Genomic DNA, 23818 nt, shown 5'->3' with positions numbered 1-23818 from the left:
TCAGCGCTCTGCGGCCGGCGGGATCGCCGGCACGCCCACGACTCCCGGAGGCTCCGGAAAGTGATACGTGGTGTTGAAAATGAGTTCGATGCGCTTGGACACGAACACCCGCACTTTGATCTTCCCGCTGCGGGCGTCGAGTGGCGTGGCCTTGCCCTCGATCCGACGTTCCGCGCCGTCCGTGCGCACGGCCTGACCCTTGAATTCGATCGGCTCGCCGCGGCTCAAACGCTGCAACGCCTCGTCCGGAATCTCGACGTGCAGCCGGCCGCTCTCGTTGGAGAAGAAATACGGGAAAACCTTCGCCGCGTAGGTCGTCTCGTACCGCTCCCCGACCCGTGTGAAGCGCGGCATCGTCATCGTCACGGTGCCGACGTAAATCGACGTCTTCGTCGCCGCCACGTCCACGTGCGCGAACTGCCCGGGATAAAACTCCGCCGCCACGGCGCCTCGCACTCCCACGACGAGCGCAAAGCCCAGCACGAGCGCGGAAAGGCAGGGATGCATGGTCGCACTGTGCAAGGCCGGCCGGACGCGGCAAGTGCGGAGGCACCGGTGCGGAGGCACGCGCACCGCGGCCCGGCCATCTTTCCCATTGCGCGCCCGACCCGGGCCGCGTCAGCTCTCGGCGCTATGGCCAAGCCTTCCCAAGTCACGTGGGGCGGGCGGTTTTCCGCCGGTCCCGCCGAGTTGATGCTGCAGTTCAGCGAGTCGGTGTCATTCGACCGCCGACTGGCGCCGTTCGACGTCGCCGGCAGCAAGGCGCACTCTGCGATGCTGGCCCACGTCGGGCTCATCACCGAGGCAGAACGCGACGCCATCCACGCGGGACTCGATGTGATCCTGGCCGACATCGCGGCAGGGAAATTCACCTGGGACACGAAGCTCGAGGATGTTCACATGAACATCGAGCAGGCGCTGACCAAGCGCGTGCCGGCGGCCGCCAAGCTCCACACGGCGCGCAGTCGGAACGACCAAATCGCGACGGACATGCGGCTGTTCTTCCGCCACGCGTGCGGCGTGTTACGGGAAAAAATCCTCGGCGCCGAGCGCGCGCTGCTGACGCTCGCGGAGTCCAATCGCGACGTGATGATCCCGGGCTACACCCACCTGCAACGCGCGCAGCCCGTCGTGCTGTCGCACCATCTCTTCGCCTGGCTCGAGATGCTCGATCGCGATCGGGCGCGGTTTGCGGACGTCGCCGCACACGCGAACTGGTGTCCGCTCGGCTCCGGTGCCATCGCCGGCACCACGCTTCCGATCGACCGCGAGTTTTCCGCCAAGGCGCTGGGTTTCGTCGACGCCAAGGGCCGGCCGCAGGTCACGCAGAACTCCATGGATACGGTCGCCGACCGGGATTTGTTCATCGAGTTCGCCAGCGCCTGCGCGCTGTTTGGCGTGCATCTCTCGCGCATCGCCGAGGACTTGATCCTCTGGAGCAGCGCGGAGTTCAAATTCATCGATCTGCCCGACACGTTTTGCACCGGGTCGTCGTTGATGCCGCAGAAGAAGAACCCGGACTCGTGCGAACTCCTGCGCGGGAAGTCGGCGCGCCTGCAGGGCAATCTCCACACGCTGCTGACGCTCGCGAAGGGTCTGCCCCTGACCTACAATCGTGATCTGCAGGAGGACAAGCCGCCGGTGTTCGACAGCTTTGATCAGACCGCGCTCTGCGCCGATGTGCTGGCCGGCACGCTGGCAGGCATCACGTTGAATCGCGACCGCTGCGCCTCGGCGGTGCGCGATCCGGGGCTGCTGGCGACGGACCTCGCGGATTATCTCGTGCTGAAGGGCGTGCCGTTCCGCGATGCCCATCATGCAGTCGGTGCCGTTGTGCGGCTCGCCGAGAAAAACAACGTCGAGATCAACCAGCTTTCCACTGCGGACGTGCAGCAGGTGCACAAGGCGTTCGAAGCCGACTGGGCCGATGTGTTCGATCTCAAGCGGGCGTTGTCCAAGCGCGAGGGCACCGGCATGCCGGGGCCGAAGCAGGTCGTGAAGCAATTCGCGCGCTGGAAAAAGATTCTCAACGAGTGAGGCGTTGCCCGGAAGTGCGGGCATCGCGCCCGCTGAGCCAGGCTTGCGGATGGAAGATCCGCGCTCCCACCTTTCGTCATGGCGTCGCTTTTTCCGACCGCGAAGTCTGATCCGGACCTGGCGCCATTCCGGCCCGGCCTGGTCTTCGCGTTCTTCAACGCCCTGGCGTGGCAGATCGGCATTGGCACGCCGATGGTGCTGTTTGCGGAGCAACTCGGTGCGACGCCGTTTCAGGTCGGACTGGCTTACTCGTTCGTATTCGTACTGACGCCCCTGCAGATCGTGTCGACGGCGCTGCTGCCGCGGTATGGCTTCAAGGCGGTGATGCTCGGCGGCTGGCGCACGCGCAGTTTCTTTCTCGCAGTGCCGGCGCTTCTGACGCTCGTGGCCGCGCGTGGCGAGCAGCCGTGGATGGTGCAGGTGCTGGTGTGGAGCGTGTTTTTCTTCTGCGTCTTTCGCTCGATTGGCGCGGCGTCCGGCACGTCCTGGTTCTATGCGATCCTGCCCGAAGCGGTGCGCGGACGCTATTTCGCCTCCGATCAATTCGTCTCTGCCGTCGCGGGCGTCGGCACCCTGCTGGCGAGCGCGGCGTTGTTTGCGCTGCTGCCGGTCTATCCGGCCCTGCTGGCCCAATACGTGATCGCGCTGCTCGGCTCGACGATCAGCTATTACTCGCTCAAGCAGCTGCCCGACGCCGAGCGCCCGAAGTCGATCAGCCTGCGTACGGTGTTTCGGGATACGCCGCGGCATCTGTTCAAGGCGTCGCATTTTCGCCGCTATGTGTGGCTCTCGGTCGCCGGTGCCATTCTCGTCACGCCGATCCCGCCGTTCGCGGCCTATTACCTGAAGGTGGGACCGAAGCTCGCGACCGGGCAGATCATGTTGTTCGAGGTGCTGCGTTATTCCGGGGTGATGGTGGCGGCGTGGGTGATTCGCCGGCGCATCGATGTCACGGGCGCGCGGCCGTTCTTTCTCCTCGCGCTCGGGCTCTACGCCCTCGTCGGCACCTATTGGTGGTTTTATCTGGAGAACGGTTTTGGCGGCGTCGGTGGCATCTTCGTGGTTTATTTCCTGCTCGGCCTGAGCGCGGCCACGTGGGCGATCGCGAATCTCAAGTACCTGCCGCAAGTGGTGTCGGCCGAGGAGCGCACGCTCGCCGTATCGGTGCACGGCGCCGTCACGGCGTGCTTCGGCGGCATTTCGCCGGTTGTGTGGGGACTCTTTTTGAAAAGCGGTGAGGGCGTCTCGCGCGGGATCAACGTGGAGGTGTTTCAGTGGTTCTTCGTCACGGTCGGCGTGGGCGCCGTGCTGCTGTTCTCCTTCGCGGGCCGGCTGTCGGAGGAGAAGGGGCAGCCCGTCGATCCGATTCTGATCGGCAATGCCATCCTGCGGCCGTTTCGTGCCGTGACGTATCTGGTGAATCTGGTGGAGCCGCGGTCGCTGGGCCAAACGAAGCCGGCGAAAAAGCCCGACCCGTGACGTCGCGCCCGGCTGCACGCCTGTGTTGACGCGCCGCGCCGAAACCCCGACCAACTTGGGTTCAACGCATGGCCAAAGTCCGCATCCTTCCCGACCGGGTCGCCAACCAGATCGCCGCTGGCGAGGTGATCGAGCGGCCGGCGGCGGTGGTGAAGGAGCTGGTCGAAAACGCCCTCGATGCCGGCGCGACGCGGATCGAGGTGGAGTTCCGTCATGGCGGCCGGTCGCTGATGCGCATCGAGGACAACGGCCACGGCATGTCGCGCGACGACGCGCTGACCGCGCTCGAGCGTCATGCCACGAGCAAGATAGCCGAGGCGGCGGATCTCGATCGGCTCGCGAGCTATGGTTTTCGCGGCGAGGCGCTGCCGTCGATTGCGAGCGTGTCGCGTTTTGAACTGCAGACGCGCGAGACGGGCAGCGATGTGGGCACGGAGATCCTCGTGAACGGCGGGAAGTTCGTGCACGTGCGCGAGTGCGGCCGGCCGGTGGGCACGCGGATCGAGGTCACGCATCTGTTCAACTCGGTGCCGGCGCGCCGGAAATTTCTGAAGACGGATCAGACCGAGGCCGCGCACATCGTGCACTGCGTGCGCCTGTACGCGCTGGCCTGTCCGCGCACGGCGTTCACCTTGATCGAAGATGGGCGGATTATTTTCCGCTCGCCGGAGTGTCGCACCCTCGAGGAACGGATCGCGGAGATTTTCGGCCGGCAGATCGCCGAGTCGCTGATTCCGATCGATCAGGCTGAAACCGGCCTGCGGCTGAGCGGGCTGGTGGGCAAACCCGGGGTGGGGCGCTCGACCCGGCACGAGATGATCGTGTTCGTGAACGCGCGGCCCGTGGACAGCAAGACCCTCAACTATGCGCTGATTGAGAGTTATCACGAATCGCTGCCGAAAGGCCGCTACCCGCTCGCGTTCGTGTTTTTCGAATGCGATCCCGCGGCCGTCGACGTGAACGTGCATCCGGCGAAACGCGAAGTCCGCTTCCGCAGCGAGGCGCAGGTCCGGGGCTTTGTGATTCGCAGCGTGCTGCAGCGACTCAGGACAATGGCGGAGCTGTCGAAACCGGAAACCGGAGACCGGAAACCGGAGACAACTGAGGAAAACCGGAGATCGGAAACCGCTGGGGAAAACCGGAAACCGGAAACCGGAGACCGGAAACACTCCGCGGAAATCACGTCGGCTGGGCCTGCGATTCATCGCGCGGATCTTGCAACATTGCATGTACCCGTAGCCGTTTCCGGTTTCCGGTCTCCGGTCTCCGGTTTCAATCCTCCGGTTTCCGGTCTCCGGTCTCCGGTTTCGGTCTCGTCCGCTCCCGCCTGGCGTTTTCTCGGTTTCGCCCACGGCAGCTACGCGTTGTTTGAAACCGCGGCGGGCATCGTGCTTCTCGACCGACGTGCGGCGCACGAACGCGTGTGGTTCGAGCGGTTGCGGGAGGAGTTTCGCGCCGGACGCGTTTCCAGCCAGCGGCTGTTGCTGGCGATTCCGATCGAGCTCGACGCCATCGCGGCCACCCTGCTGCTCGATCGCCTGAAATTTCTCCAGGAACACGGCTTCGAGATCGGCGAGTTCGGGCGGAATTTTTTCCGGATCGAGGCGGTCCCGGCTTGGATGGAACCGGCCGACGCCGAGCCGTTTCTCCGCGATTTGATCGGCGCGTTTCGCGAGGGCGTCATTCCGGATCGCAACACCGATCTCGCCCACGACGAACTCGCGCGGCTCGCCGCCGCCAAGGCCGTGCGCCTGCCCGACGGCGGGGGAGAAGCCGGCGTGCGGGCGCTGGTGACGCAGCTCTTCGCGACGCGCACGCCGCTGTCGAGTCCCGCCGGCCGGCCCACGTTTATCGAACTGAACCACGGCGAACTCGCCCGGCGGTTTCAACGCTGAGGCTGAGCAAGGCGGTTGAAAGGTGAAAGCTGAAGGTTGAAAGCCCCCGGCGGTTTCCAACGGTCATAGAGTACGGGCAGTTTTTCCACCGATTGGTGAGTACCTGCATTCGAGCCTAATCCACGGTGTTTGGTCTGTTTCCGGATCTTTCAACTTTCACCTTTCAACGTTCAACTGCGGGAGCCGGGCTAAACCGTTCACGTAGCGAAAATATCACTTAACCTTCGCTCGCTCTGGCACGAATCGTTCTACAAGGTCCTCCTCCTCACTCATGCCGCCCGCCGCCAAATCCAGTGCCTCCCGCACCGCCAAGCCTGCCGCTGCTGTTTCCGCCCGAAGTGACGCCCTGAGCGGTCCTTCCAGCACAGCGCCGTTCACGCCCATGGGTGATCTGAAGGCGATTCACCATCCGCAGGCGTCCGGCGACAGTCCCGAGGCGGTGATGCGTTCGCTGGTGCAGCGGCACCTGGTGTCCACGCTCGCGCGGCACACCGGCTCGGCCACGCCTCGCGACTGGTGGGTGGCCACGGTGCTCGCGTTGCGCGACACGATTCACGAGCGGATGATCGCGACGCAGGCGGTGCACAACGCGCAGAATGTCCGCCGGATTTACTACTTCTCTCTCGAGTACCTGATGGGGCGGCTGTTTGGCAGCAACCTGACCGCCACCGGCCTCTACGATACGGCAAAGGCGGCGCTGGCCTCGCTTGGCCAGGACTTCGATTCGATTCGCGAATCTGAAGTCGACATGGGGCTCGGCAACGGTGGCCTCGGCCGGCTCGCGGCCTGTTTCCTCGATTCGCTCGCGACGCTCGACTATCCGGCGCTCGGCTACGGCATCTATTACGAGTTCGGCCTGTTCAAGCAGGGCTTCATCAACGGCCACCAAGTCGAGCATCCCGACAACTGGATCATCTTCGGCGATCCGTGGGAAATTGTCCGCCCCGAGTACACGCAGCAGGTCCGCCTCTACGGCCGCGTGGAAAACGTGTTCGACGATCGCGGCAACTACCGTCCGCGCTGGGTGGATACCAAGACCATCCTCGGCGTCCCGCATGATATTCCGATCGCCGGCTTCGGCACGAAGACCGTGAATCTGCTCCGGCTGTGGGCGTCGAAGGCCACGGAGGATTTCGATTTGGCGGCGTTCAACAGCGGCGGATACGTCGAGGCGGTGCGCGAGAAGGCCGTCGGCGAGACCGTCTCAAAGGTCCTTTATCCGAACGACAAGAGCGAGGCCGGCAAGGAACTGCGGCTCGTGCAGCAATACTTCTTCGTCGCGTGTTCGCTGCGCGACATCCTGCGCCGTCACTTCCGCACGCCCGGCAATTCCTGGGATAACTTCGCAGACAAGGTCGCGGTGCAACTCAACGACACGCATCCGGCGATCTCGATCGTCGAGCTGATGCGCATCCTGCTCGACGAACATCAGGTGGGCTGGGAAACGGCGTGGGGCATCGTCACGCGCACGTTCGCGTACACCAATCACACGCTGCTGCCCGAGGCGCTGGAGAAGTGGGGCGTCGGTCTCTTCGAGCGCGTACTGCCGCGGCATCTCCAGATCATTTTCGACATCAACGTGCGCGTCATGCAGACGGTCGAGGCGCACTGGCCGGGCGACAACGAGAAGAAGCGCATCTGCTCGCTCATCGAGGAGAATCACGGCAAGGCGGTGCGCATGGCCAACCTCGCGGTCGTCGGCTCGCACGCCGTCAACGGCGTGGCCGCGCTGCACACGCAGCTGTTGAAGAAACATCTCTTCCCGGAATTCGACTCCCTCTACCCCGGCAAATTCCAGAACAAGACCAACGGCATCACGCCGCGTCGCTGGCTGCTGAAGAGTAATCTCCGGCTTGCTGCGCTCATCACCGACAAACTCGGCACCGGCTGGCCGCGCGATCTCGATCAGCTGCTCGGCCTGGAGAAGTTCGCCGACGACGCCGTCTTCCAGCAGGAGTTCATGGCGATCAAGCGCGCGAACAAAGTGGATCTCGCCGCAGTGATTCAGGCGGAGTGCGGCGTGACCGTTTCACCCGACGCGCTCTTCGATGTGCAGATCAAGCGGCTCCACGAGTACAAGCGGCAGCATTTGAATCTGCTGCACATCATGGCGCTGTATCGCCGGCTGCTGCAGAATCCGTCGCTCGACATCGTGCCACGCGTGTTCGTCTTCGCCGCCAAGGCCGCGCCCGGCTACGATCTCGCGAAGAACATCATCCGCGCGATCAATGTGATTGGCGCGCGCATCAACGCCGACACGCGTCTCGGCGGCAAACTCAAGGTGGCGTTCCTGCCGAACTACCGCGTGTCGCTGGCGGAGAAAATCATTCCGGCGGCGGATTTGTCCGAGCAGATTTCGACCGCGGGCAAGGAGGCGTCGGGCACCGGCAACATGAAGCTCTCGCTCAACGGCGCGCTCACCATCGGCACGCTCGATGGCGCGAACGTCGAGATCAAGGAGGAGGTCGGCGACGACAACATCTTCATCTTCGGTCTCACCGTCGACGAGGTCGAGGCGCTGCACGCCAAGGGTTACAACCCGTGGGATCTCTACCACCAGGACGAGGAGCTCCGCGCGATCATCGACTGGCTCGGCAGCGACTACTTCTCGCCCGGCGAGCACGCGGCGTTCGCGCCGATCCACGGCAGCCTGATGCACGGCGGCGATCCGTATCTCGTGCTCGCGGATTTCCGCAGCTACAGCGACTGTCAGGCGCGGGTTGATGCCGCGTATCGCGACCGCGCCAAGTGGGCGCGCATGGCGATCCTGAACACCGCACGCATGGGCAAGTTCTCGAGCGATCGGACGATTCGCGAATACGCGAAGGACATTTGGAAGCTCACGCCCGTCGCCGTGCCGTGAGATAAGGGGAGCGCGGCTCGAATCCACTCGGTCGCGCTCGTAGCCACGCAGTTGAACCACGGACACAGAGAGCACAGAGGGAAAACGGGAGGCAGATGAAGAACGGATTCACCCTGACGGTGAGTTCCGTTGGCCAAACGTAGTTCCAGCAAACGGTTTTCCTCCGTGGCCTCTGTGCCTTCGTGGTTCAGCTACAACTGCGGAATTTGGGTTCATACTCTGGGCTAGCCACCGGCGCGCGTTTGCCGAATCTAGGCGTCATGTTCCGGATCCGGTCCCGCGTCTTCGCCTTCGTCGGTGGCGTCGCGCTGGCGTGCCCGCTCCTCGCGGCCTCTAACCCCTGGAAACTTCCGCCCCTCGACGGCAACCTCGCGGGTGAATTCCTGCTGGGCCCGGCGGGCGTGGTGCCGGAGTTGAAGTGGACCGTCACGCTGCAAGCCGCCCGACCGCGCGAGCGGGCGATCGCGTTTTCGCTCGAGGGCCCGGGATTCAAGGTACGCGGCGATGCCGTGCTGGATCCTCGCGGCGAAGGTGCGTGGCGGATTGACGAGGCCGAGATCGATTTGGCCGAGTGGTTCAGCTGGGTCGCGCCGCACGTTGCGCCGGAGTTCGCGGCGGCAGCGGTGACGGGCACCTTGCGGCTCAACGGTGCCGGCACGTGGCAGGGTGGCGTGCTGGGCGGCCGCGCGACCGTCAGCCTGCGCGACGGCAAGGTCGACGACGTCGCCCACAAGGTCCTGCTCGAGGGCATCTCGGTGGACGTGGAGATCTCCGACCTCGCCGCCCGGCGGACCGAACCGGCGCAGGTGTTCACGTGGCGCAGCGGGCGCTATGATGTGGTCGCGCTGGGCGTGGGCCGGATCGAGTTCGCACTCGAGGGCGATCAGGTGCGCGTGAACGAGGCGGCGATCGATGTCTTCGGCGGCGAGCTGACCGTGCCATCACTGGTAATGTCGACCAAGCGTCCCGAGTTTGACGTCATTGCGCGGATGAACGGCGTCGCGGTCGACCAGATGCTGTTTCTTCTGCCGCCAATTCTGGCCGAGGCAAAAGGGCGGCTGGACGGCGATGTGGCGCTGCGGCGCGATGCGACTGGCATCCAGATCGGCAATGGGCGGCTGTCGTTGCGGCAGGGCGAGACGGCCGACCTGCGGCTCGCGGTAAAACCCGGCTGGTTGTCGACGAGTCTGCCGCCTGAAATCGTGAAATATTTTCCCGGCTTCAAGAAGATGGAGAATGGTGAGATCCCGATCCGGGCGCGCGTGCTCGATGTCACGCTGACACCGCGGGGCGACGCCCAGGGCCGCACCGCGTGGGTGCATCTGGCCGGCGGACCGAACGATCCGGAACTGACGGCCCCCATCGACGCGAACGTGAACGTGCGCGGCCCGTTGGAGGAGCTGGTCAAGATTGGCGCGGACCTGGGTACGAACTCCCGGTTGCGGTTCAGTGGGGCGAGATAAATGAATCATTCGTTGAATGCCGTCGTCTGATGGGTAACCTCAATCACGTCATGAAGCGCATTTTCCTCCTCGCCCCGCTCGTGCTCGCCCAAGTGGGCTGCCTCAGCATCAAGACCCACCACACGGTCGACCCGATTCAGATCAACGTGGATGTGAACGTGAAGGTCGACAAAGCGCTCAACGACTTCTTCGGCGACCTCGACAAGAAGGTTGCGCCCACGCCCTGAATAACGTCCCGCCCACTTACGTCTCACTGCCATGAAATCCCTCTTCGTCCGTCTGGTCTTTGTGTTCGCCGCCCTGAGTCTGGCCTCGTTTGCCTCCGCGGCGGAGGACTTGAACAAGGTGAAGGCGCGCATTGAACAGCGCCTAGGTTCGGTCAGCGCGCTCAAGGACAAGGGCGTGGCGGGAGAAACGAACCGCGGCTACCTCGAAGCCCGCGGCGCGGCGGATGCCGCCGAGCAGCAGGTCATCGCGGCGGAGAACGCCGACCGACGCACGGTATACGCCGACATCGCGGCCAAGACCGGGGCCAACGCCGACGCCGTCGGCCGCCAGCGTGCGCAGCAGATCGCCGGGCTCGCCCGCCCGGGTCATTGGATTCAGGATACGGCCGGCGCTTGGAAGAAGAAGTGAGGCATAGAGACAGAATGGACGGAATAGATCGGCGCCTCGCCTGATTCTGTCCCATTCTGTAAATTCTGTCTCCTCCTTTAGCGTAGGAAACGGCGACCTTACTTCAGGAAATTCAGCGCGGTCGTGATTAGGATCGCGTTGGTGAAATCGATCAGGAACGCGCCGACGACGGTCACGATCAGAAAGGCCCGCGGTGCCGGACCGAAACGCCGGGCGAGCACGCGCATCGTGGCGACGGCGTTGGACGTCGCTCCCAGCCCGAAGCCGATCATGCCGGCGCTCATCGTCGCCGCCTCGTAGTCGCGGCCCATCACGCGGAACACGATCCAATACGCGAAGGCGGAAATCAGCACGACCTGCACCGCGAGGATGGCGAGCATCGGCAGCGCGGCGTGGGCCAGCTGGCTGAGTTGCAGATCGATCATCACGACGGCCAGCAGCCACGTGAGCGCGAAGGACGCGATGGCATCCACCCGCTCGTTGGTGATCCATTTACCGCCGAGGGCATCGTGCGTGTTGCGCACCAAGGCCGCCACCAGCATCGAGCCCATGTAGACGGGAAACGTGATGCCGGCCTGCTGAATCATCCGGCTCAGGAACGCCCCGAACTTCAGGCACACCAGGAGAATCACGAGATGAATGAGCACGGTGCCGGCGTGACGAAAAAGATCCGCCGCCTCGGCGAGGAAGCCGTGGCCGGAGTCGTCGTCGCCGCCCGTCGTTGCGGTGTTCGTTCCGCCGCGCCCGGGCTTGGCGACGGCGTTGCGCGTGAGCAACCGCCCGGCGATCGGACCGGCGATGAGGCCGCCGGCAATCACGCCGAACGCCGCCGAGGCGATCCCGATGGCGCCGGCACCGACGAGTCCGGCCTTTTCAAATTCCGGCGCAAATCCCGCCGAGGTGCCGAAGCCGCCCATCAAGGACACGCTGCTGCACATGATCCCCATCAGTGGGTGCTGGCCCATCGCCAGCGCCGTGAGGACGCCCGTCACCGTCTGCAGCAACGCAAAGCCCGTCGCGAGTCCGAGGTACATCACCAGTGGCCAGCCCCCGCTGCGGGCGACGCCCCAACTCGCGTTCAAACCGATGCAGGTGAAAAAGAGAATGAGCAGCGGACGTTCGACGTCGGTGGGCCGCGTGGCCGCGAAATCCCACTGCGGCAGCACCGGCCAGAGCCAGAACGGGTTTGCCGTGCTCCCTTGCAGCGACACCCAGCCGGGCTGCAGTTCGGCGATCGCCGCGAGGGCAATCGCCGCGATCAGTCCGCCGATGATCGGCGCGGGAATGTTGGAGCGGCCCAGCCAGCCGAGGCGTCGCGCCAGTTGTTCGCCGAGCAGCAGGACCGGAATGGCCAGCAGCAACAGCGTGAACGGCCCGATGGTCCAGGCATGGGTCGTGACGGCAGGCATCGTGAGACCGAAGCAGGAATCGCGCGCGCGTGCGCCTTAGCTGCCGACGACGAGCACGGCCTTGAAGAAGATGAGGATGAAACCGACGAAGGCGCAGCAGCCCATGAAGCCGAGGAAGTCCTGCCGATCCCATTTCGTGAACTCCCAATTCGATCGCGGGAAGACTTTCGTGTGATCGAAACGATCCGGCTTGGCCGCGCTCGCGGCGACCGCCACAACGTCATCCTCCGGCGTCGCACCGACCGGGGTCTTCAGCCGGGCGTGGAAGCGCGCGACGCGCAACGGATCGGTCGGGGCGGTCAGCAGGCTCACCACCACCAGGAGGAAAAGCGGCAGCACGGCATCGACGACGTACCGCAGCGTGAGCAGCACCGCGGGCGAGAGCGTGGTGACGTCGACCCCCAGGCGCGACACGAGATAGATTTCGATGTTGAAACGACCGACGCCCGACTTCGGCGAAGAGAGATCCTTGGGATCCACCCGGGCTACGCCTTCCTCGAAGAAGACCGCAACCGGTTCGATGCGCTGCGGCTTCGTGATGAGCGTGCCGACGGCGGCGGCGCGGCCGGCGGTGACATCGGCGGCGTCGGCCCGCACGCGCGCCTCACCCATGCGTTCTTTCGTCATCTCGGTCAGCGCTGCGGATTGCCGCAGCGACGGGACGGCCGACACGACCCACGGAATCACGCCGATGAAGAGCAGCGTGACGATGACCTGCACGCGCACCGCCGTCTCGGTCAGTCGACGCCAGATGAAGATCATCATGATGGGCGCGCCCCAAGTGACCTGCAGGGCGATGATGAATTTCAACAACGCCACCGCGCTCGTCAGATACAGCGCGACGCCGATGCCGAGGATCAGCACCACCGGGATCGTCGCGCGGGCGACAATCATATAGTGGCGCGCGGACTTTCCGGGCCAGAGCGGCTCATAGAGATTCTTCACGACCAGCGCGGACGTGACGATCGAGACCGCGCCGAGGTAGGCGAGTTTGCCGCCGAGGATGCCGATGATCATGACGCCGACGAGTCCGACGGGCAGCAGCGTGCGCGTGAGCAGGCCCCACGTCTGATCGGGGTCGGACAGATTCGGACCGTAGAGCGCGATGGCGATCAGGCCGCAGAAACACCAGCCGATCGTCATGAAGCGCTTGCCGAATCCGCCGGACACGGCGCCGAGGCGGGCGGCGAGTTCGTTCTTGGCGGAGCCACTGATGTTCATGTTGCCGTGCGCGGCGTGGATGCCGAGGAACGACACCAGCAGGAACGCGCTGATCGAATACCACGTGTACTCGCCGGCGCCGCTGGCGCCGAAGATCTGCATCATGTGTTCCGGGACCTTCGCGTGCAGGCCGGCCAGGCCGCCGATCTTCGCGAGGCCGAAGGGAATCAGGATGAGCGAAATGACGATGACGAGGACAGCCTGTAGGCCGTCGACCATGGCCGAGGCCTTGAGTCCGCCGAGCACGATGAAAATTGCGACCAAGGCCGACGACGCGACGTAGAACGCGATCGGCGTGAGATGGGAAATGTACGACTGCAACTGGCCGCGATCGTACAGCCCCTTGAGCATCTCATAACGCTCAGCGGTCGTTCCCGCGAGCGGCGCCTCGGCCCGTTGTTTTCGCAACTGCACGAACTCGTGGTAATCGCGGACCCGCTGCGCCTCCTCGGGCGTGTATGCGGATTCCTGTTTCACCATGATGGGTTGGAGCGTTTTGAGGCCGACCACATTGCCGAAGCCGATGCTGATGATCGTGACGAAAATTCCGAACACCGCGTAGAGCGAGCCGAGGAAGCGGCGGCCGAAACGGTCCTCGAACAAGTCGGCGATCGTCGTGAGCCGCACGCGCCGGAACCAGACGTTCATGAACCAATAGTAGGGCGTCATGAAGAGCGGGATCAGTCCCAGCCAGACGCCGCCCGCACCCTGCTTGTAGACCGAGCTCGCCGTCGTCGCGGCCGCGCTCGGATCGGTCATGTTGCCGAAGTTCAGGAAAAACTGGAACCACTTGCCCAGCTTGCGGCCCGCGAGGAAGAAATCGTTCTCGCCTTTGACCTTCCGGGAGAGGATTTCGCCGATGGCCAGAACCGCGACGATGTAGACGACGAGGATCAGGGTATCGAACCAATGGAGACCGAGGAAAGTCATGCAGGGAGGGGTTGGGGAGAAACGCAGACAATCGGCTGTGCCTAAGGCAAGCCGGGGTTTGTGCGATCGCGATCCCGCTTCGGAAAGTCGCGTGCGTTCGCGTGATTCGCGGGAGCTCTGCGGCCGGCTCAACCTAAGTCAGCATCGCGGCGACGCACGCCGTCAAAAAGCACGCGATGCTGCCGCCCAGCAGGGACTTCAAGCCGAGCTGCGCGAGCACCGGACGTTGGTTGGGCGCAAGTGCACCGATGCCACCGATTAGGATTCCGATCGATGCGATGTTAGAGAACCCGCACAGCGCATACGTGAGGATCACCTGCGCCCGCTGATCCGAAAGCACGCCCGAGTCCTTCAATGTCGCGAGGGTGCCGTAGGCGTAGAATTCGTTGAGGATGGTTTTCTCGCCGATGATCTGACCGGCCACCATCAGCTGACCGCTGTCAATGCCCATGAGCCACGCGAGCGGGGCAAACACGAGTCCCATCACATACTGCAGGGTGAACTCGGTGTATCGGCCGCTGGTTGTTTCGGCGATCCAGGCGTTGAGTCCGCTCCAACCGCCGATGCCGGCGGACAGAATCCAATTTACGAAGGCCACCATCGCCGTGAACACCAGCAGCATAGCGCCGACATTGATCGCCAGCTTCAGTCCGTCCGTCGTGCCGTTCGCGATCGCCTCGAGTGCGTTGGCACCGATCTTCTCCCGCGGAATCTCGATGTTGCGATCGATGTTCTCGGTTTGCGGTTCGAGGATCTTGGCGGTGAGCAGCGCCGCCGGGGCGGAAAGCACCGAGGCGGTCAGGAGGTGCTTCGCAAAGAGCAGCTGGCCCGCCTCCGTCGGCCCGCCAAGCATGCTGATGTAGGCGACCATCACGGCGCCCGCGATCGTGGCCATGCCGCCCACCATCACGGCGAGCAACTCCGAGCGCGTCATCGTCGCAAGGTAGGGTTTGATCAGCAGCGGCGCCTCCGTCTGGCCGAGGAAGATGTTGGCCGAGGCGCTGAGACTTTCCGCGCCGGAGAGGTTCATCGTCTTCGTCATCACCCAGGCAAAGACGAACACGATGCGCTGCAGAATCCCGAGATAGAAAAGCAGCGAGGTCAGCGCGGAGAAAAAGATAATCGTCGGCAGCACCTTGAAGGCGAAGAGGAAGCCCCAGGCTTGCGACGCATCGAGCAGGTTGCCGAACAGGAAGCGCGCGCCCGCCTCGTTGAAATCGAGGATGCGCACGAAGAAACGTCCCACGCCATCGATGATCACGCGCACCGCGTCCACCCGCAGTACCAGCAAGCCGAATACAATCTGGAGGGCCATGCCCGTGAACACGAGGCGCCAGGAAATCGCCCGGCGGTTGGAGCTGAAGCACCAGGCAATGCCGATGAAAGCGGCAATGCCCAACAAACCGCGGCCGACATTGGTCAAAGTGTCCATGGAATGGGGAGGCAGGAGGGAACGCCGAGCTTGCCGGCCGGGGCCGGGTGCGCGAGAAGAAGTTTGTATGACCCTCCCGGAACGCCTCGCGCGCCATCTTGGTCGGACGCCGGACCTCTCCCGCGCCGCCTTCGTTGCCCCCAATGCGACCGTGATCGGCGATGTGACGCTCGGCGCGGGCAGTAGCGTGTGGTACGGCAGCGTCCTGCGGGGCGACATCAATTCCATCGTGATTGGCGAGGGCTCGAATGTGCAGGACGGCACGATCGTCCACCTCGCGGATGCGTTGGGCGTGACCGTGGGCAATCACACGACGATCGGACACGCCGCGATCATCCACGCCTGCACCATAGGCAATGAATGCCTGATCGGCATGGGTGCGACGGTCCTCGACGGCGCGCAGATCGGCGATCGCTGTATTGTGGGCGCCAATGCGCTGGTCACCCAGCGTTTCGTCGCCCCGCCGGGTTCGATGATCCTCGGTTCGCCGGCCAAAGTCGTGCGGCCGCTGACGGACGCCGAGCAGGCCGGTCTGCGGCGTTGGGCCGAGAAGTACGTCGTGGTGGCGGCCGCGCACGCGAGCAGGCGTTGAAGTTGGAGTAGGTAACGAGTGCGCCCCCGGGACCGCGACCGCCCCCGGTCGCATTGACCGGCACGGATCGAAGTCGGTCTAGGTTTCAGCAGCGACCGAGGGCGGTCGCGGTCCCAGGGATCCGGTCCCTGGGGATTCGAGCGTGCTGAACGTGTATCGGAAATTTGCGTCACTACTCTCGCGACGGGAGAGCTCGCGCCACGGGAGCTGGCGCCACTCGGGAAATAACCTGTCACCGGGCACCTCTGCATGGATCAGCGTGAGGTGGAGCAGCATCGGCCGATTCAGCGCGAGCGTTTCCTCGTAGATGCGTTGCCCGCCGCAAATGTAAATGTCGCCGGGCAGCGTCTCCGCCACGGCGAGGGCGGCGGGGAGATCGCGCACGAGCGTGGGGGGCGTGCTGGTGTCATCGGTGGGTCGCGGCGCAAGTTCGGCCAGGGAACGGCTCGTGATCACCACCGGCCGCCGCCGGTCCTGGCGCACGCGCGGCCAAGTCTCGTAGCAAACACGTCCGAGCACGCAGACTTTCCCCGCCGTCTCCTGGTGAAAATGCCGCAGATCCTCCGGGATCGACCAGGGCAGCCGCTGCTGTCGACCGATCACGCGGTTCTCGGCACAGGCGACAATCAGATGCAGCAGTTTGGGCATGGCGATTCTTGGCGTGTAATTCCCCTACATCGTGCTTTTGCTGCCGCGATGACAATCGGCGTCCCGAAAGAGATAAAGATTGGTGAGACCCGGGTCTCGATGACCCCCAGCCTGTGCCGGCGCTGCGTTTCGCTCGGCGCGCGTGTGCTGATTGAAAAGCGGGCCGGCGTTGTCGCCGGTTTCACGGATGCGGAGTATCGCGCCGCCGGAGCCACGCTCGTGGGCGATCCTTCCCGCATCTGGCGCGCCGCTGATCTCATTCTCAAGGTCAAGGAGCCGTTGCCGGACGAGTATTCACTGTTGCAGGACGGCCAGACGATTTTCACCTACCTGCATCTCGCCGCCGGACCGGAGCTGGCGAAGGTCCTGCTCAAGAAAAACATCCTCGGCATCGCCTACGAGACCGTCGAGGGCGTCGATGGCAGTTTCCCGCTGCTGAAGCCGATGTCGCAAATTGCCGGCCGGCTCTCGATTCAGATCGGCGCGTATTTCCTGCAGTCCCAGCACGGCGGCTCGGGCGTGCTGCTCGGCGGCATTCCCGGGACGATGCCCGGTCATGTGGTCGTCGTGGGCGCCGGAAACTCGGGTCGCCACGCGGTGCAGATGGCGGTCGGCATGGGCGCGCGCGTGAGTGTGCTCGATCTGGATACGCGCCGGCTCGAGAGCCTCGACATGGAGTACCGGGGCCGCGTGGTGACGTTGATGTCCAACCCGGCCAACATCGAGTCCGAGGTGGCTGATGCGGATTTGCTGATTGGCGCGGTGCTGATTCCCGCGGCCAAGGCCCCGATCGTGGTGAAGGCGAAGACCGTCGCCCGCATGCGGCCCGGCAGCGTGATCGTCGACATCGCCATCGACCAAGGTGGCTGCATCGAGAGCATCCGGCCGACCTCGCATGAGAAGCCCGTCTACAACGAGCACGGCGTGATCCACTACGCGGTGCCGAACATGCCCGCGCTGGTGGGCCGGACCGCGACGCTCGGCCTCACCCAGGCGACCGAGCCGTATCTGGTGATGCTGGTGTCGCGCGGCGTGGATCGCGCGCTGGCGGAGCACGAGGGCCTGCACCGCGGCGTGAACACCCGCGGCGGAAAAATCACGTACCCCGCGGTGGCGAAAGCGCTCGGTTACGCCTAGGATCCCCGGGAGCGCAGGCCGCCGGCCTGCATCCCATCGAAGCGGGCGGGACGCCCGCGCTCCCACGATCACTTTTCCATGCTGCGCTTCCTTCCCTTCCTTCTGCTGCTCGCTTTTTCGCTTCAGGCCGAACCGTTGCCCAAAGGCCCGGCGCGCGTCGAGTACGCGAACGGCGCGGAGCCGCTCACGCTGTTCACGTACAAGCCGCCCACCTACAAGGACGGCCCGCTGCTCGTGATCTTTCACGGCGTGGCTCGCAATGCCGAGGACTACCGCAATTTCGCCATCACCATGGCTGAGCGCTTCGGGGCCATCGTGGTCGCGCCGCTCTTCGACAAGGACCGTTTTCCGCTGGAGCGTTACCAGCGCGGCGGATTGCTCGACGCGCAGAACCGCGTGCAGCCGCCGGAGCAGTGGACCTATGCCGCCGTCCCTCGCATCGTCGCGCACATCCGCGAACGCGAAGGGAAGCCGGCGATGCCGTACTACCTCGTCGGTCACTCCGCCGGCGGCCAGTTTCTCGTGCGGCTCGCCGCCTTCATGCCCGGCGAGGCGGTGCGCATCGTCGCCGCGAATCCGGGCTCGCACCTGTTTCCGACCCGCGATCAGGAATTCGGCTACGGGCTCGGCGGACTGCCGGCGGAATTGAGCAGCGACGACGTCCTGCGCCGTTACCTCGCCGCGCCGCTGACGATCTACCTGGGCACCGACGACATTTATCCGCGGCCGAGCTTCGACGATAGTCCGGCCGCGATGCGGCAGGGCAAACACCGCCTCGAGCGCGGACGCGCGTGTTACGCGGCCGCGGAAGCGCTCGCCCGGGCACGGAACTGGACGTTCAACTGGCGCAAGGTCGAGACGCCCGGCATCGGCCACGACGCCGCCTTCATGTTTGCCGCGAAAGAGACCGGCGATGCCGTGTTCGGCAAAAAGTAAACGCGAGCGTGCACCCGGCCGGGATCTGCCCGACCGATGCGTTTTTCATTGGGTGCGATGCAGGTGGCGGTGGGCGGCTCCGCTGTTGATCGCGTTCAGTGCGATTGGTGGGCCACGCGCCGCGCGTGCGGCCGACGAAACGTGGTCCAAGGTCACGACTGACCACTTCACGCTGCTGACCACCGCGGGCGAAGCGGCGGCCCGGCGCTGGGCGATTGAGTTCGAGCAGTTCCGGCGCGGGCTGCAGCACGCCATGCCCGTCGCGGTGGAGCGGCTGCGGCCGGTGACGGTGGTGCTCTTCAAACAGGATCGCGCGATGCAGCCGTATTTGCCGCTGGAGCACGGTCGGCCGGCGCGGCTGGGCGGGTTCTTCGTCCGCGCGAACGACATCAACACGATCATGCTCAGCCTCGCGCGCGACGCCGAGGAGACCCGGCGGGTGATTTTCCACGAGGCGGTGCACTGGCACTTGAGCGCCGGTGACGGCTCCCTGCCGCTGTGGCTCGGGGAGGGGCTGGCCGAGGTGTACGCGACGTTCGAGGTGCCCAGTGCAAAAACCTACGCCTTCGGTGCCGCGCTCAAGGAGCACGTGGGCCGGCTGCGCGACGAGCAACTGTTGCCGCTGCCGAAGTTGCTCGGGATCGGACGCGACTCGCTGCTCTATAACGAAGGGACGCGCGCGAGCATCTTCTACGCGCAGGCCTGGGCGTTCGTGCACTTTCTCCACTTCGGCGAAGGTTCACCGGGGCCGGCTGCGGTCCGGCGTTACCTCGATCTGCTGCCCATCGTACGGTCGCCGGACGATGCGTTCTTCACCGCCTTCGGCGCGGACTACGCGGAGATCGATCGGCGGCTGCGGCGTTACATCGCCAGCGGAAGTTATCACAAGCACGTGTATCCGCGCGTCACGGACGACATCGCCCGGCGGATCAAGGTCGGCCCCGCTGCACCGGCGGACATCGCCCTGGCCAAGGGCTCGCTGCTGCTGGGCGCCCGCACGGCCGAGGACGCTGAACCGCATCTCGGCCGGGCGGCCGAGCTGGCGCCACTCGATCCGCGGCCGTGGGAGCTGCTCGGTCACGTTGCGATCGGGCGGAAGGACTTCGTCACCGCGCAAGTCGTGCTGGGCAAGGCGGTGGCGGCGGGTTCCACGAGCTATCTCGTGCATCACAATCTGGCGGTGGCGCGGCTGCCGGAGTTGACCGAGCCATGGTTGCCGAATCTCGGGATCGACCCGCGGGCGATGGACGCGGCGGCCGCGGATTTTCGCCGGGCCATCGGGCTGTCACCGACGCACGTGCCGTCCTATGAAGGGCTCGCCGGCGTGGTGCATGGCATGGCGACGTTTCGCGCCGACGACATGGATCTGCTGGCGCGCGGCCTGGTGCAGTCGCCGGGCAATCCCATGATCGAGGCCGGGCTCGCCGCCGCGGAAGGGCGGGCGGGGCGGCCCGAGGAGGGCCGGGCACGGCTCGAACGCTTGTGCGCCCGGCATCCGACGGGCAACGGCGTCGGGCTGATGTACGCGCGGCGCCTCCTCGCAATCGAAACGCTGAAGGCGGAGAGCGAGGCGATCACGAGCCTGACCGCCGAGGGCCAGCTCGACCAGGTCATCGCGATCGCCGAGCGCGCCCTGGCGCGCCCGCTCGATGCTTCGTCGCGGACTTACATGGAAAGCGTTCTGCGCCGGATGCGCGGTTACCAGGGCGTGCGCGCTGCCGTCGAGCGGGCGAACGATGGTGACGCCGCCGCCGCCCGCCAGCGGCTCGAGGCCTTGCTCGCCACGCAGCCCGAGCCGGCCGTGCTGGCCGAGGCGCAACGCGTGCTGCGCGAAATCAGCAAGCAAGCCGAAGCCGCTCGCACCGGAAGCGCCGGCCTTCGACCGGCTCCGGCTCCGTAACACAAAGAAAGCGGGCTCAAGGCCCGCTTTCAATTAACGGTGGCGACATTCCGTGGCTACGAGCGCCAGCGAGTGGCCGCGTGACCAAGCGCCGTAGGCTGACGCTCGCAGCTACCGCTGAGGTGTGCCGCGAAACGTGCCTGGCTCAGGCCGCCGCGACGATCGTGATGCTCTCGACCGCGATGCGTTCGACCGGCGTGCTCTTTTCGCCACCGCCACCGGACTTGGTCGGGACGTTGGCAATCTTTTCGAGGACGTCGTCACCCTTCACGAGCGAGCCGAACGCGGTGTACTGCTTGTCGAGGAAGCGGGCGTCGCCGTGGCAGATGAAGAACTGGCAGCCGGCCGAATCCGGAGCCGACGAGCGGGCCATCGAGATCACGCCGCGCACGTGCGGCTTGGCGTTGAACTCGGCCTTCACCTTGTAACCCGGATCGCCGGTCCCCGGCATGCCGCTGGCACCTGCCTTGGTGTTGGGGCAGCCGCCCTGGATCATGAAACCCTTGATGATGCGGTGAAAAGCCGTGCCGTTGTAAAAGCCTTCGCGGGCCAGCTTCTTGAAGTTCTCGACCGTCTTCGGCGCGACGTCGGGCCAGAAGGCGAGGGTCATTTCGCCGTAGGCGGTCTTGATCACAGCGTGTTCGTTGGCGGGGGCGGTGGTGCTCATGGAAGGGGACAGCGAACCCGAGCGCCGGCCCGCGGCAAGAACCGATTTGCGGCCGGCCCGGCTCCTGCTGACATGGTTCGCATGTTCCTGCGCGCAACCCTCCTTCTCGTCCTCAGCAGCCTGTTTCCAACGGTGCCGGCGTTCGCGGCGTCACCCGAAATCATCCGCCCCAAAGTCGTCGTCGTCGCGATGTTCGAGGCCGGTGAGGACACCGGGGATCGGCCCGGCGAATTTCAATTCTGGGTCGAGCGGGAAAAGCTCACGCGCGTGCTCCCGTTTCCGCAGGGCTATCGCGACGTGCGCACCAACGCCGACGGCAGCGTGCTTGGCGTTGTGACGGGCGTGGGGACGGCCCGCAGTGCCGCCACGATCATGGCGCTGGGCCTCGATCCGCGGTTTGATCTCTCGAAAAGCTACTTTCTGGTCGCTGGCATTGCCGGCATCGATCCGCACGACGGCTCCCTGGGCTCGGCGGTGTGGGCGGAATGGGTCGTCGACGGCGATCTCAGCCATGAGATCGATTCCCGCGAAATGCCGAAGGATTGGAAGACGGGCTACATTCCGCTGCGGAAAAAGAAACCGTACGAGCAGCCGGTCGATCGCAGCGAAGGCGAGGCCTACCGGCTGAAACCGTCGCTCGTCGAGTGGGCGTACCAGCTGACCAAGGACACGCCGCTCGCGGACACCGAGCCGATGCGCAAGCGTCGCGCGCTGTATCAGGGTTTCCCTCACGCGCAGCGGCCGCCGCTCGTGATGAAGGGCGACACGATCTCCTCGATGACCTACTGGCACGGCGCATTGCTCAACCAGTGGGCCAACGACTGGGTGAAGTACTATTCGGAAGGCGCGGGCAACTACGTCACCACCGCGATGGAGGACACCGGCACGTTGCAGTCCCTGACCTGGCTCGCCCGGGCGAAGCGCGTGGACGTGGACCGCGTGCTGGTGCTGCGGACGGCCAGCAACTTTGACATGCAGTGGCCGGGCGGTGACGCCGCGGAAAGCCTGAGCGGGGAAAAACTCGGACCCGGCTACTCGGCGTACCTGCCTTCGCTCGAAGCCGCGCATGCCGTCGGCAGCCGCGTGGTGCACGAGCTGGTGAAGAACTGGTCGCGCTACGAAAGCACGCTGCCGACGGCGAAGTAGGTGGAGCCGGGGCGCGTTTGAGAAGTGTAGGCGGGGTGCCCTCACCCCGCAATCGTTGCGTCCATTATTCCGGTTCAGCGGGGTGAGGGCACCCCGCCTACATTTACCTTTGCGCGGCTACGACAGTGAGCGATCGGCGATTCGCGACGAATCGCTGGCACGCTTCCCGCTTCTGCGGAAACGCCAATCACTCCCGCTCTATGAATTTATCCCGCGCTCGCGCGGTCGCGTTTGCCGCGACTGCGTCGTCGGTGACGGACGCCCCTGCGGTTGTCCGTGCCGGCTTCGTCTCCACTCGATCGGTTATCGCGCTCGCGACCCTCGCGGTTGCCGGCCTCGTGCCCGCCCGGGCCATCGAGATCCCCTACGATCACCATGTGCCGTTCACCCCGGAGACTGCGATCATCGGACACTTCTCGCCGACGAAGAAGCCGGTGCTGACGGTGAAGTCGGGCGCCACGGTCCGGATCGACGGCGGCGGCGGTCAGCGTTGGCGCGAGGACAATCCGAACCAGTGGCTCAAGGAAAACAACATCGCGACCACCATTGAGACGAATGCGGCGCTCGCGGAAACGATCAAGGTGTTGAAGGAATCGACGCATCGGCTCCCGCCGCCGCCGAACACTCCGCCCGGGACCGTGATGTCGGGCGGCGGTCATCTGCTGGTCGGCCCCATCGCGGTCGAGGGCGCCGAGCCCGGCGATTCGCTCGAGGTGCGCATTCTCGATGTCACGCCGCGCATTCCCTACGGCACCGTCGGCGCGACGCCCGGCCGCGGAGCCTTGCCCGATCTCGTGCCGCGGCCGTGGACGCGCGTCGTGCACATCGATCTCAAACGCAACGTCTGCATCTTCGACGCGCGCACCGAAGTGCCGCTCGCGCCGTTCATGGGCGTGATGGGCACGTGTCCGCCCGACTCCGAGGGACCGATGCGCAAATCCGGCCCGCCGGGAACGTTCGGCGGCAATCTCGACTGCAAGGAACTCATCGCCGGCTCCACGCTTTATCTGCCCGTTTACCAGAAGGGCGCACTCTTCTACACCGGCGACTCGCACGCGGCCCAGGGCGACGGCGAGATCACGATCAACGCCGTCGAAACGGCCAACGTCTGCACGCTGCAGTTCATTCTCCACAAGGGGAAGAAGCTGTCCGCCCCGCGCGCCGAAACGCCCACGCACTTCCTCACGTTCGGCCTCGATCCCGATCTCGATGCGGCCATGCGCATGGCGATGATCCAGACCGTCGATTTCCTGAAGGAATACCGGAAGTACGATTTCTTCGAGGCGTACGCGCTCGCGAGCATCGGCATCGACTTCCGCGTCACGCAGGTCGTCGACGGCACGCTCGGCATCCATGCGATGATTCCGAAGAAGCTCTTTCGCGATGAGCTCGACACCTACTGGTACCGCACGCGCTGAACGCCTCCC

The 23818-nt window shown here is 65.1% G+C and carries 19 protein-coding genes; 13 read left to right on the top strand and 6 right to left on the bottom strand.

The genetic code is table 11. The features are described from left to right. On the bottom strand, positions 1–507 hold the full coding sequence (locus ACLJEU_RS19560) for a hypothetical protein (RefSeq protein WP_414664193.1): 507 nt from the start codon (positions 505–507) through the stop codon (positions 1–3). 126 nt (positions 508–633) lie between these two features. Here ACLJEU_RS19560 and argH point away from each other — a divergent pair, with 126 nt between their 5' ends. The 7 genes from argH (at position 634) to ACLJEU_RS19525 (ending at position 10373) form a co-directional block, all read left to right on the top strand. Continuing rightward, positions 634–2037: an argininosuccinate lyase gene (gene argH, locus ACLJEU_RS19555; protein WP_414664192.1), complete on the top strand. Its 1404-nt coding sequence runs from the start codon at positions 634–636 to the stop codon at positions 2035–2037. Between the two features lie 78 nt (positions 2038–2115). Beyond that, on the top strand, positions 2116–3516 hold the full coding sequence (locus tag ACLJEU_RS19550) for a hypothetical protein (protein ID WP_414664191.1): 1401 nt from the start codon (positions 2116–2118) through the stop codon (positions 3514–3516). 68 nt (positions 3517–3584) lie between these two features. Continuing rightward, complete coding sequence (mutL, locus tag ACLJEU_RS19545) at positions 3585–5411, top strand: DNA mismatch repair endonuclease MutL (RefSeq protein ID WP_414664190.1); 1827 nt, start codon at positions 3585–3587, stop codon at positions 5409–5411. A gap of 271 nt (positions 5412–5682) precedes the next feature. Beyond that, a complete protein-coding gene (locus tag ACLJEU_RS19540) occupies positions 5683–8274 on the top strand; it encodes a glycogen/starch/alpha-glucan phosphorylase (RefSeq protein WP_414664189.1) in 2592 nt (863 codons plus the stop codon). 260 nt (positions 8275–8534) lie between these two features. Next, on the top strand, positions 8535–9737 hold the full coding sequence (locus tag ACLJEU_RS19535; protein ID WP_414664188.1) for an intermembrane phospholipid transport protein YdbH family protein: 1203 nt from the start codon (positions 8535–8537) through the stop codon (positions 9735–9737). Between the two features lie 50 nt (positions 9738–9787). Further along, positions 9788–9964 carry a hypothetical protein gene (locus ACLJEU_RS19530; protein WP_414664187.1) on the top strand — a complete coding sequence of 59 codons (177 nt, stop codon included), beginning with the start codon at positions 9788–9790 and terminating at the stop codon, positions 9962–9964. A 31-nt stretch (positions 9965–9995) separates the two neighbouring features. Next, positions 9996–10373: a YdbL family protein gene (locus tag ACLJEU_RS19525; RefSeq protein WP_414664186.1), complete on the top strand. Its 378-nt coding sequence runs from the start codon at positions 9996–9998 to the stop codon at positions 10371–10373. A gap of 98 nt (positions 10374–10471) precedes the next feature. On the opposite strand, the gene ACLJEU_RS19520 is transcribed toward ACLJEU_RS19525, so the two are convergent. The 3 genes from ACLJEU_RS19520 to ACLJEU_RS19510 all read right to left on the bottom strand — a co-directional run bounded on the left by ACLJEU_RS19520 (position 10472) and on the right by ACLJEU_RS19510 (position 15365). Beyond that, positions 10472–11782, bottom strand: coding sequence for a sodium/glutamate symporter (locus ACLJEU_RS19520; RefSeq protein ID WP_414664185.1), 1311 nt, complete (start codon positions 11780–11782; stop codon positions 10472–10474). 36 nt (positions 11783–11818) lie between these two features. Further along, positions 11819–13933 (bottom strand): sodium:solute symporter family protein, encoded by a 2115-nt coding sequence (locus ACLJEU_RS19515; protein ID WP_414664184.1) that lies wholly within the window; start codon positions 13931–13933, stop codon positions 11819–11821. A gap of 133 nt (positions 13934–14066) precedes the next feature. Next, complete coding sequence (locus ACLJEU_RS19510) at positions 14067–15365, bottom strand: NupC/NupG family nucleoside CNT transporter (RefSeq protein WP_414664183.1); 1299 nt, start codon at positions 15363–15365, stop codon at positions 14067–14069. Positions 15366–15432: 67 nt separating this feature from the next. On the opposite strand from ACLJEU_RS19510, the gene ACLJEU_RS19505 reads away from it, so the two are divergent. Then, complete coding sequence (locus ACLJEU_RS19505) at positions 15433–15957, top strand: gamma carbonic anhydrase family protein (RefSeq protein ID WP_414664182.1); 525 nt, start codon at positions 15433–15435, stop codon at positions 15955–15957. A gap of 78 nt (positions 15958–16035) precedes the next feature. On the opposite strand, the gene ACLJEU_RS19500 is transcribed toward ACLJEU_RS19505, so the two are convergent. Then, positions 16036–16605, bottom strand: coding sequence for a dihydrofolate reductase (locus tag ACLJEU_RS19500; protein WP_414664181.1), 570 nt, complete (start codon positions 16603–16605; stop codon positions 16036–16038). A 48-nt stretch (positions 16606–16653) separates the two neighbouring features. On the opposite strand from ACLJEU_RS19500, the gene ald reads away from it, so the two are divergent. The 3 genes from ald (at position 16654) to ACLJEU_RS19485 (ending at position 20578) form a co-directional block, all read left to right on the top strand. Continuing rightward, positions 16654–17742 carry an alanine dehydrogenase gene (gene ald / locus ACLJEU_RS19495; RefSeq protein WP_414664180.1) on the top strand — a complete coding sequence of 363 codons (1089 nt, stop codon included), beginning with the start codon at positions 16654–16656 and terminating at the stop codon, positions 17740–17742. Between the two features lie 78 nt (positions 17743–17820). Then, entirely contained in the window at positions 17821–18678 is an 858-nt protein-coding gene (locus tag ACLJEU_RS19490; RefSeq protein WP_414664179.1) for an alpha/beta hydrolase, read from the top strand. 85 nt (positions 18679–18763) lie between these two features. Continuing rightward, a complete protein-coding gene (locus ACLJEU_RS19485; RefSeq protein ID WP_414664178.1) occupies positions 18764–20578 on the top strand; it encodes a hypothetical protein in 1815 nt (604 codons plus the stop codon). Positions 20579–20723: 145 nt separating this feature from the next. Here ACLJEU_RS19485 and ACLJEU_RS19480 read toward each other — a convergent pair whose 3' ends face one another. Continuing rightward, complete coding sequence (locus tag ACLJEU_RS19480; protein ID WP_414664177.1) at positions 20724–21245, bottom strand: peptidylprolyl isomerase; 522 nt, start codon at positions 21243–21245, stop codon at positions 20724–20726. A gap of 81 nt (positions 21246–21326) precedes the next feature. Here ACLJEU_RS19480 and ACLJEU_RS19475 point away from each other — a divergent pair, with 81 nt between their 5' ends. Both ACLJEU_RS19475 and ACLJEU_RS19470 read left to right on the top strand, forming a co-directional pair. After that, a complete protein-coding gene (locus ACLJEU_RS19475) occupies positions 21327–22391 on the top strand; it encodes a purine nucleoside permease (RefSeq protein ID WP_414664176.1) in 1065 nt (354 codons plus the stop codon). 200 nt (positions 22392–22591) lie between these two features. Then, positions 22592–23809 carry an acetamidase/formamidase family protein gene (locus tag ACLJEU_RS19470; RefSeq protein WP_414664175.1) on the top strand — a complete coding sequence of 406 codons (1218 nt, stop codon included), beginning with the start codon at positions 22592–22594 and terminating at the stop codon, positions 23807–23809. Positions 23810–23818 lie beyond the last annotated feature (9 nt).

Origin of the sequence: Terrisphaera buseokensis (assembly GCF_047521145.2) — a bacterium.
Classification (GTDB): Bacteria; Verrucomicrobiota; Verrucomicrobiia; order Opitutales; family Opitutaceae; genus ER46.
The sequence above is the reverse complement of the archived record's forward strand: the minus strand, read 5'-3'. Positions and strand labels throughout refer to the sequence as shown.

Bases quoted from the DNA above. Each gene is read 5' to 3' on its own strand.
- ACLJEU_RS19535 (WP_414664188.1), top strand. From the start codon at position 8,535: ATGTTCCGGATCCGGTCCCGCGTCTTCGCCTTCGTCGGTGGCGTCGCG.
- ACLJEU_RS19560 (WP_414664193.1), bottom strand. From the start codon at position 507: ATGCATCCCTGCCTTTCCGCGCTCGTGCTGGGCTTTGCGCTCGTCGTG.
- ald (WP_414664180.1), top strand. From the start codon at position 16,654: ATGACAATCGGCGTCCCGAAAGAGATAAAGATTGGTGAGACCCGGGTC.
- argH (WP_414664192.1), top strand. From the start codon at position 634: ATGGCCAAGCCTTCCCAAGTCACGTGGGGCGGGCGGTTTTCCGCCGGT.
- ACLJEU_RS19500 (WP_414664181.1), bottom strand. From the start codon at position 16,605: ATGCCCAAACTGCTGCATCTGATTGTCGCCTGTGCCGAGAACCGCGTG.
- mutL (WP_414664190.1), top strand. From the start codon at position 3,585: ATGGCCAAAGTCCGCATCCTTCCCGACCGGGTCGCCAACCAGATCGCC.
- ACLJEU_RS19515 (WP_414664184.1), bottom strand. From the start codon at position 13,933: ATGACTTTCCTCGGTCTCCATTGGTTCGATACCCTGATCCTCGTCGTC.
- ACLJEU_RS19525 (WP_414664186.1), top strand. From the start codon at position 9,996: ATGAAATCCCTCTTCGTCCGTCTGGTCTTTGTGTTCGCCGCCCTGAGT.
- ACLJEU_RS19470 (WP_414664175.1), top strand. From the start codon at position 22,592: ATGAATTTATCCCGCGCTCGCGCGGTCGCGTTTGCCGCGACTGCGTCG.
- ACLJEU_RS19480 (WP_414664177.1), bottom strand. From the start codon at position 21,245: ATGAGCACCACCGCCCCCGCCAACGAACACGCTGTGATCAAGACCGCC.
- ACLJEU_RS19530 (WP_414664187.1), top strand. From the start codon at position 9,788: ATGAAGCGCATTTTCCTCCTCGCCCCGCTCGTGCTCGCCCAAGTGGGC.
- ACLJEU_RS19490 (WP_414664179.1), top strand. From the start codon at position 17,821: ATGCTGCGCTTCCTTCCCTTCCTTCTGCTGCTCGCTTTTTCGCTTCAG.
- ACLJEU_RS19505 (WP_414664182.1), top strand. From the start codon at position 15,433: ATGACCCTCCCGGAACGCCTCGCGCGCCATCTTGGTCGGACGCCGGAC.
- ACLJEU_RS19510 (WP_414664183.1), bottom strand. From the start codon at position 15,365: ATGGACACTTTGACCAATGTCGGCCGCGGTTTGTTGGGCATTGCCGCT.
- ACLJEU_RS19520 (WP_414664185.1), bottom strand. From the start codon at position 11,782: ATGCCTGCCGTCACGACCCATGCCTGGACCATCGGGCCGTTCACGCTG.
- ACLJEU_RS19550 (WP_414664191.1), top strand. From the start codon at position 2,116: ATGGCGTCGCTTTTTCCGACCGCGAAGTCTGATCCGGACCTGGCGCCA.
- ACLJEU_RS19540 (WP_414664189.1), top strand. From the start codon at position 5,683: ATGCCGCCCGCCGCCAAATCCAGTGCCTCCCGCACCGCCAAGCCTGCC.
- ACLJEU_RS19475 (WP_414664176.1), top strand. From the start codon at position 21,327: ATGTTCCTGCGCGCAACCCTCCTTCTCGTCCTCAGCAGCCTGTTTCCA.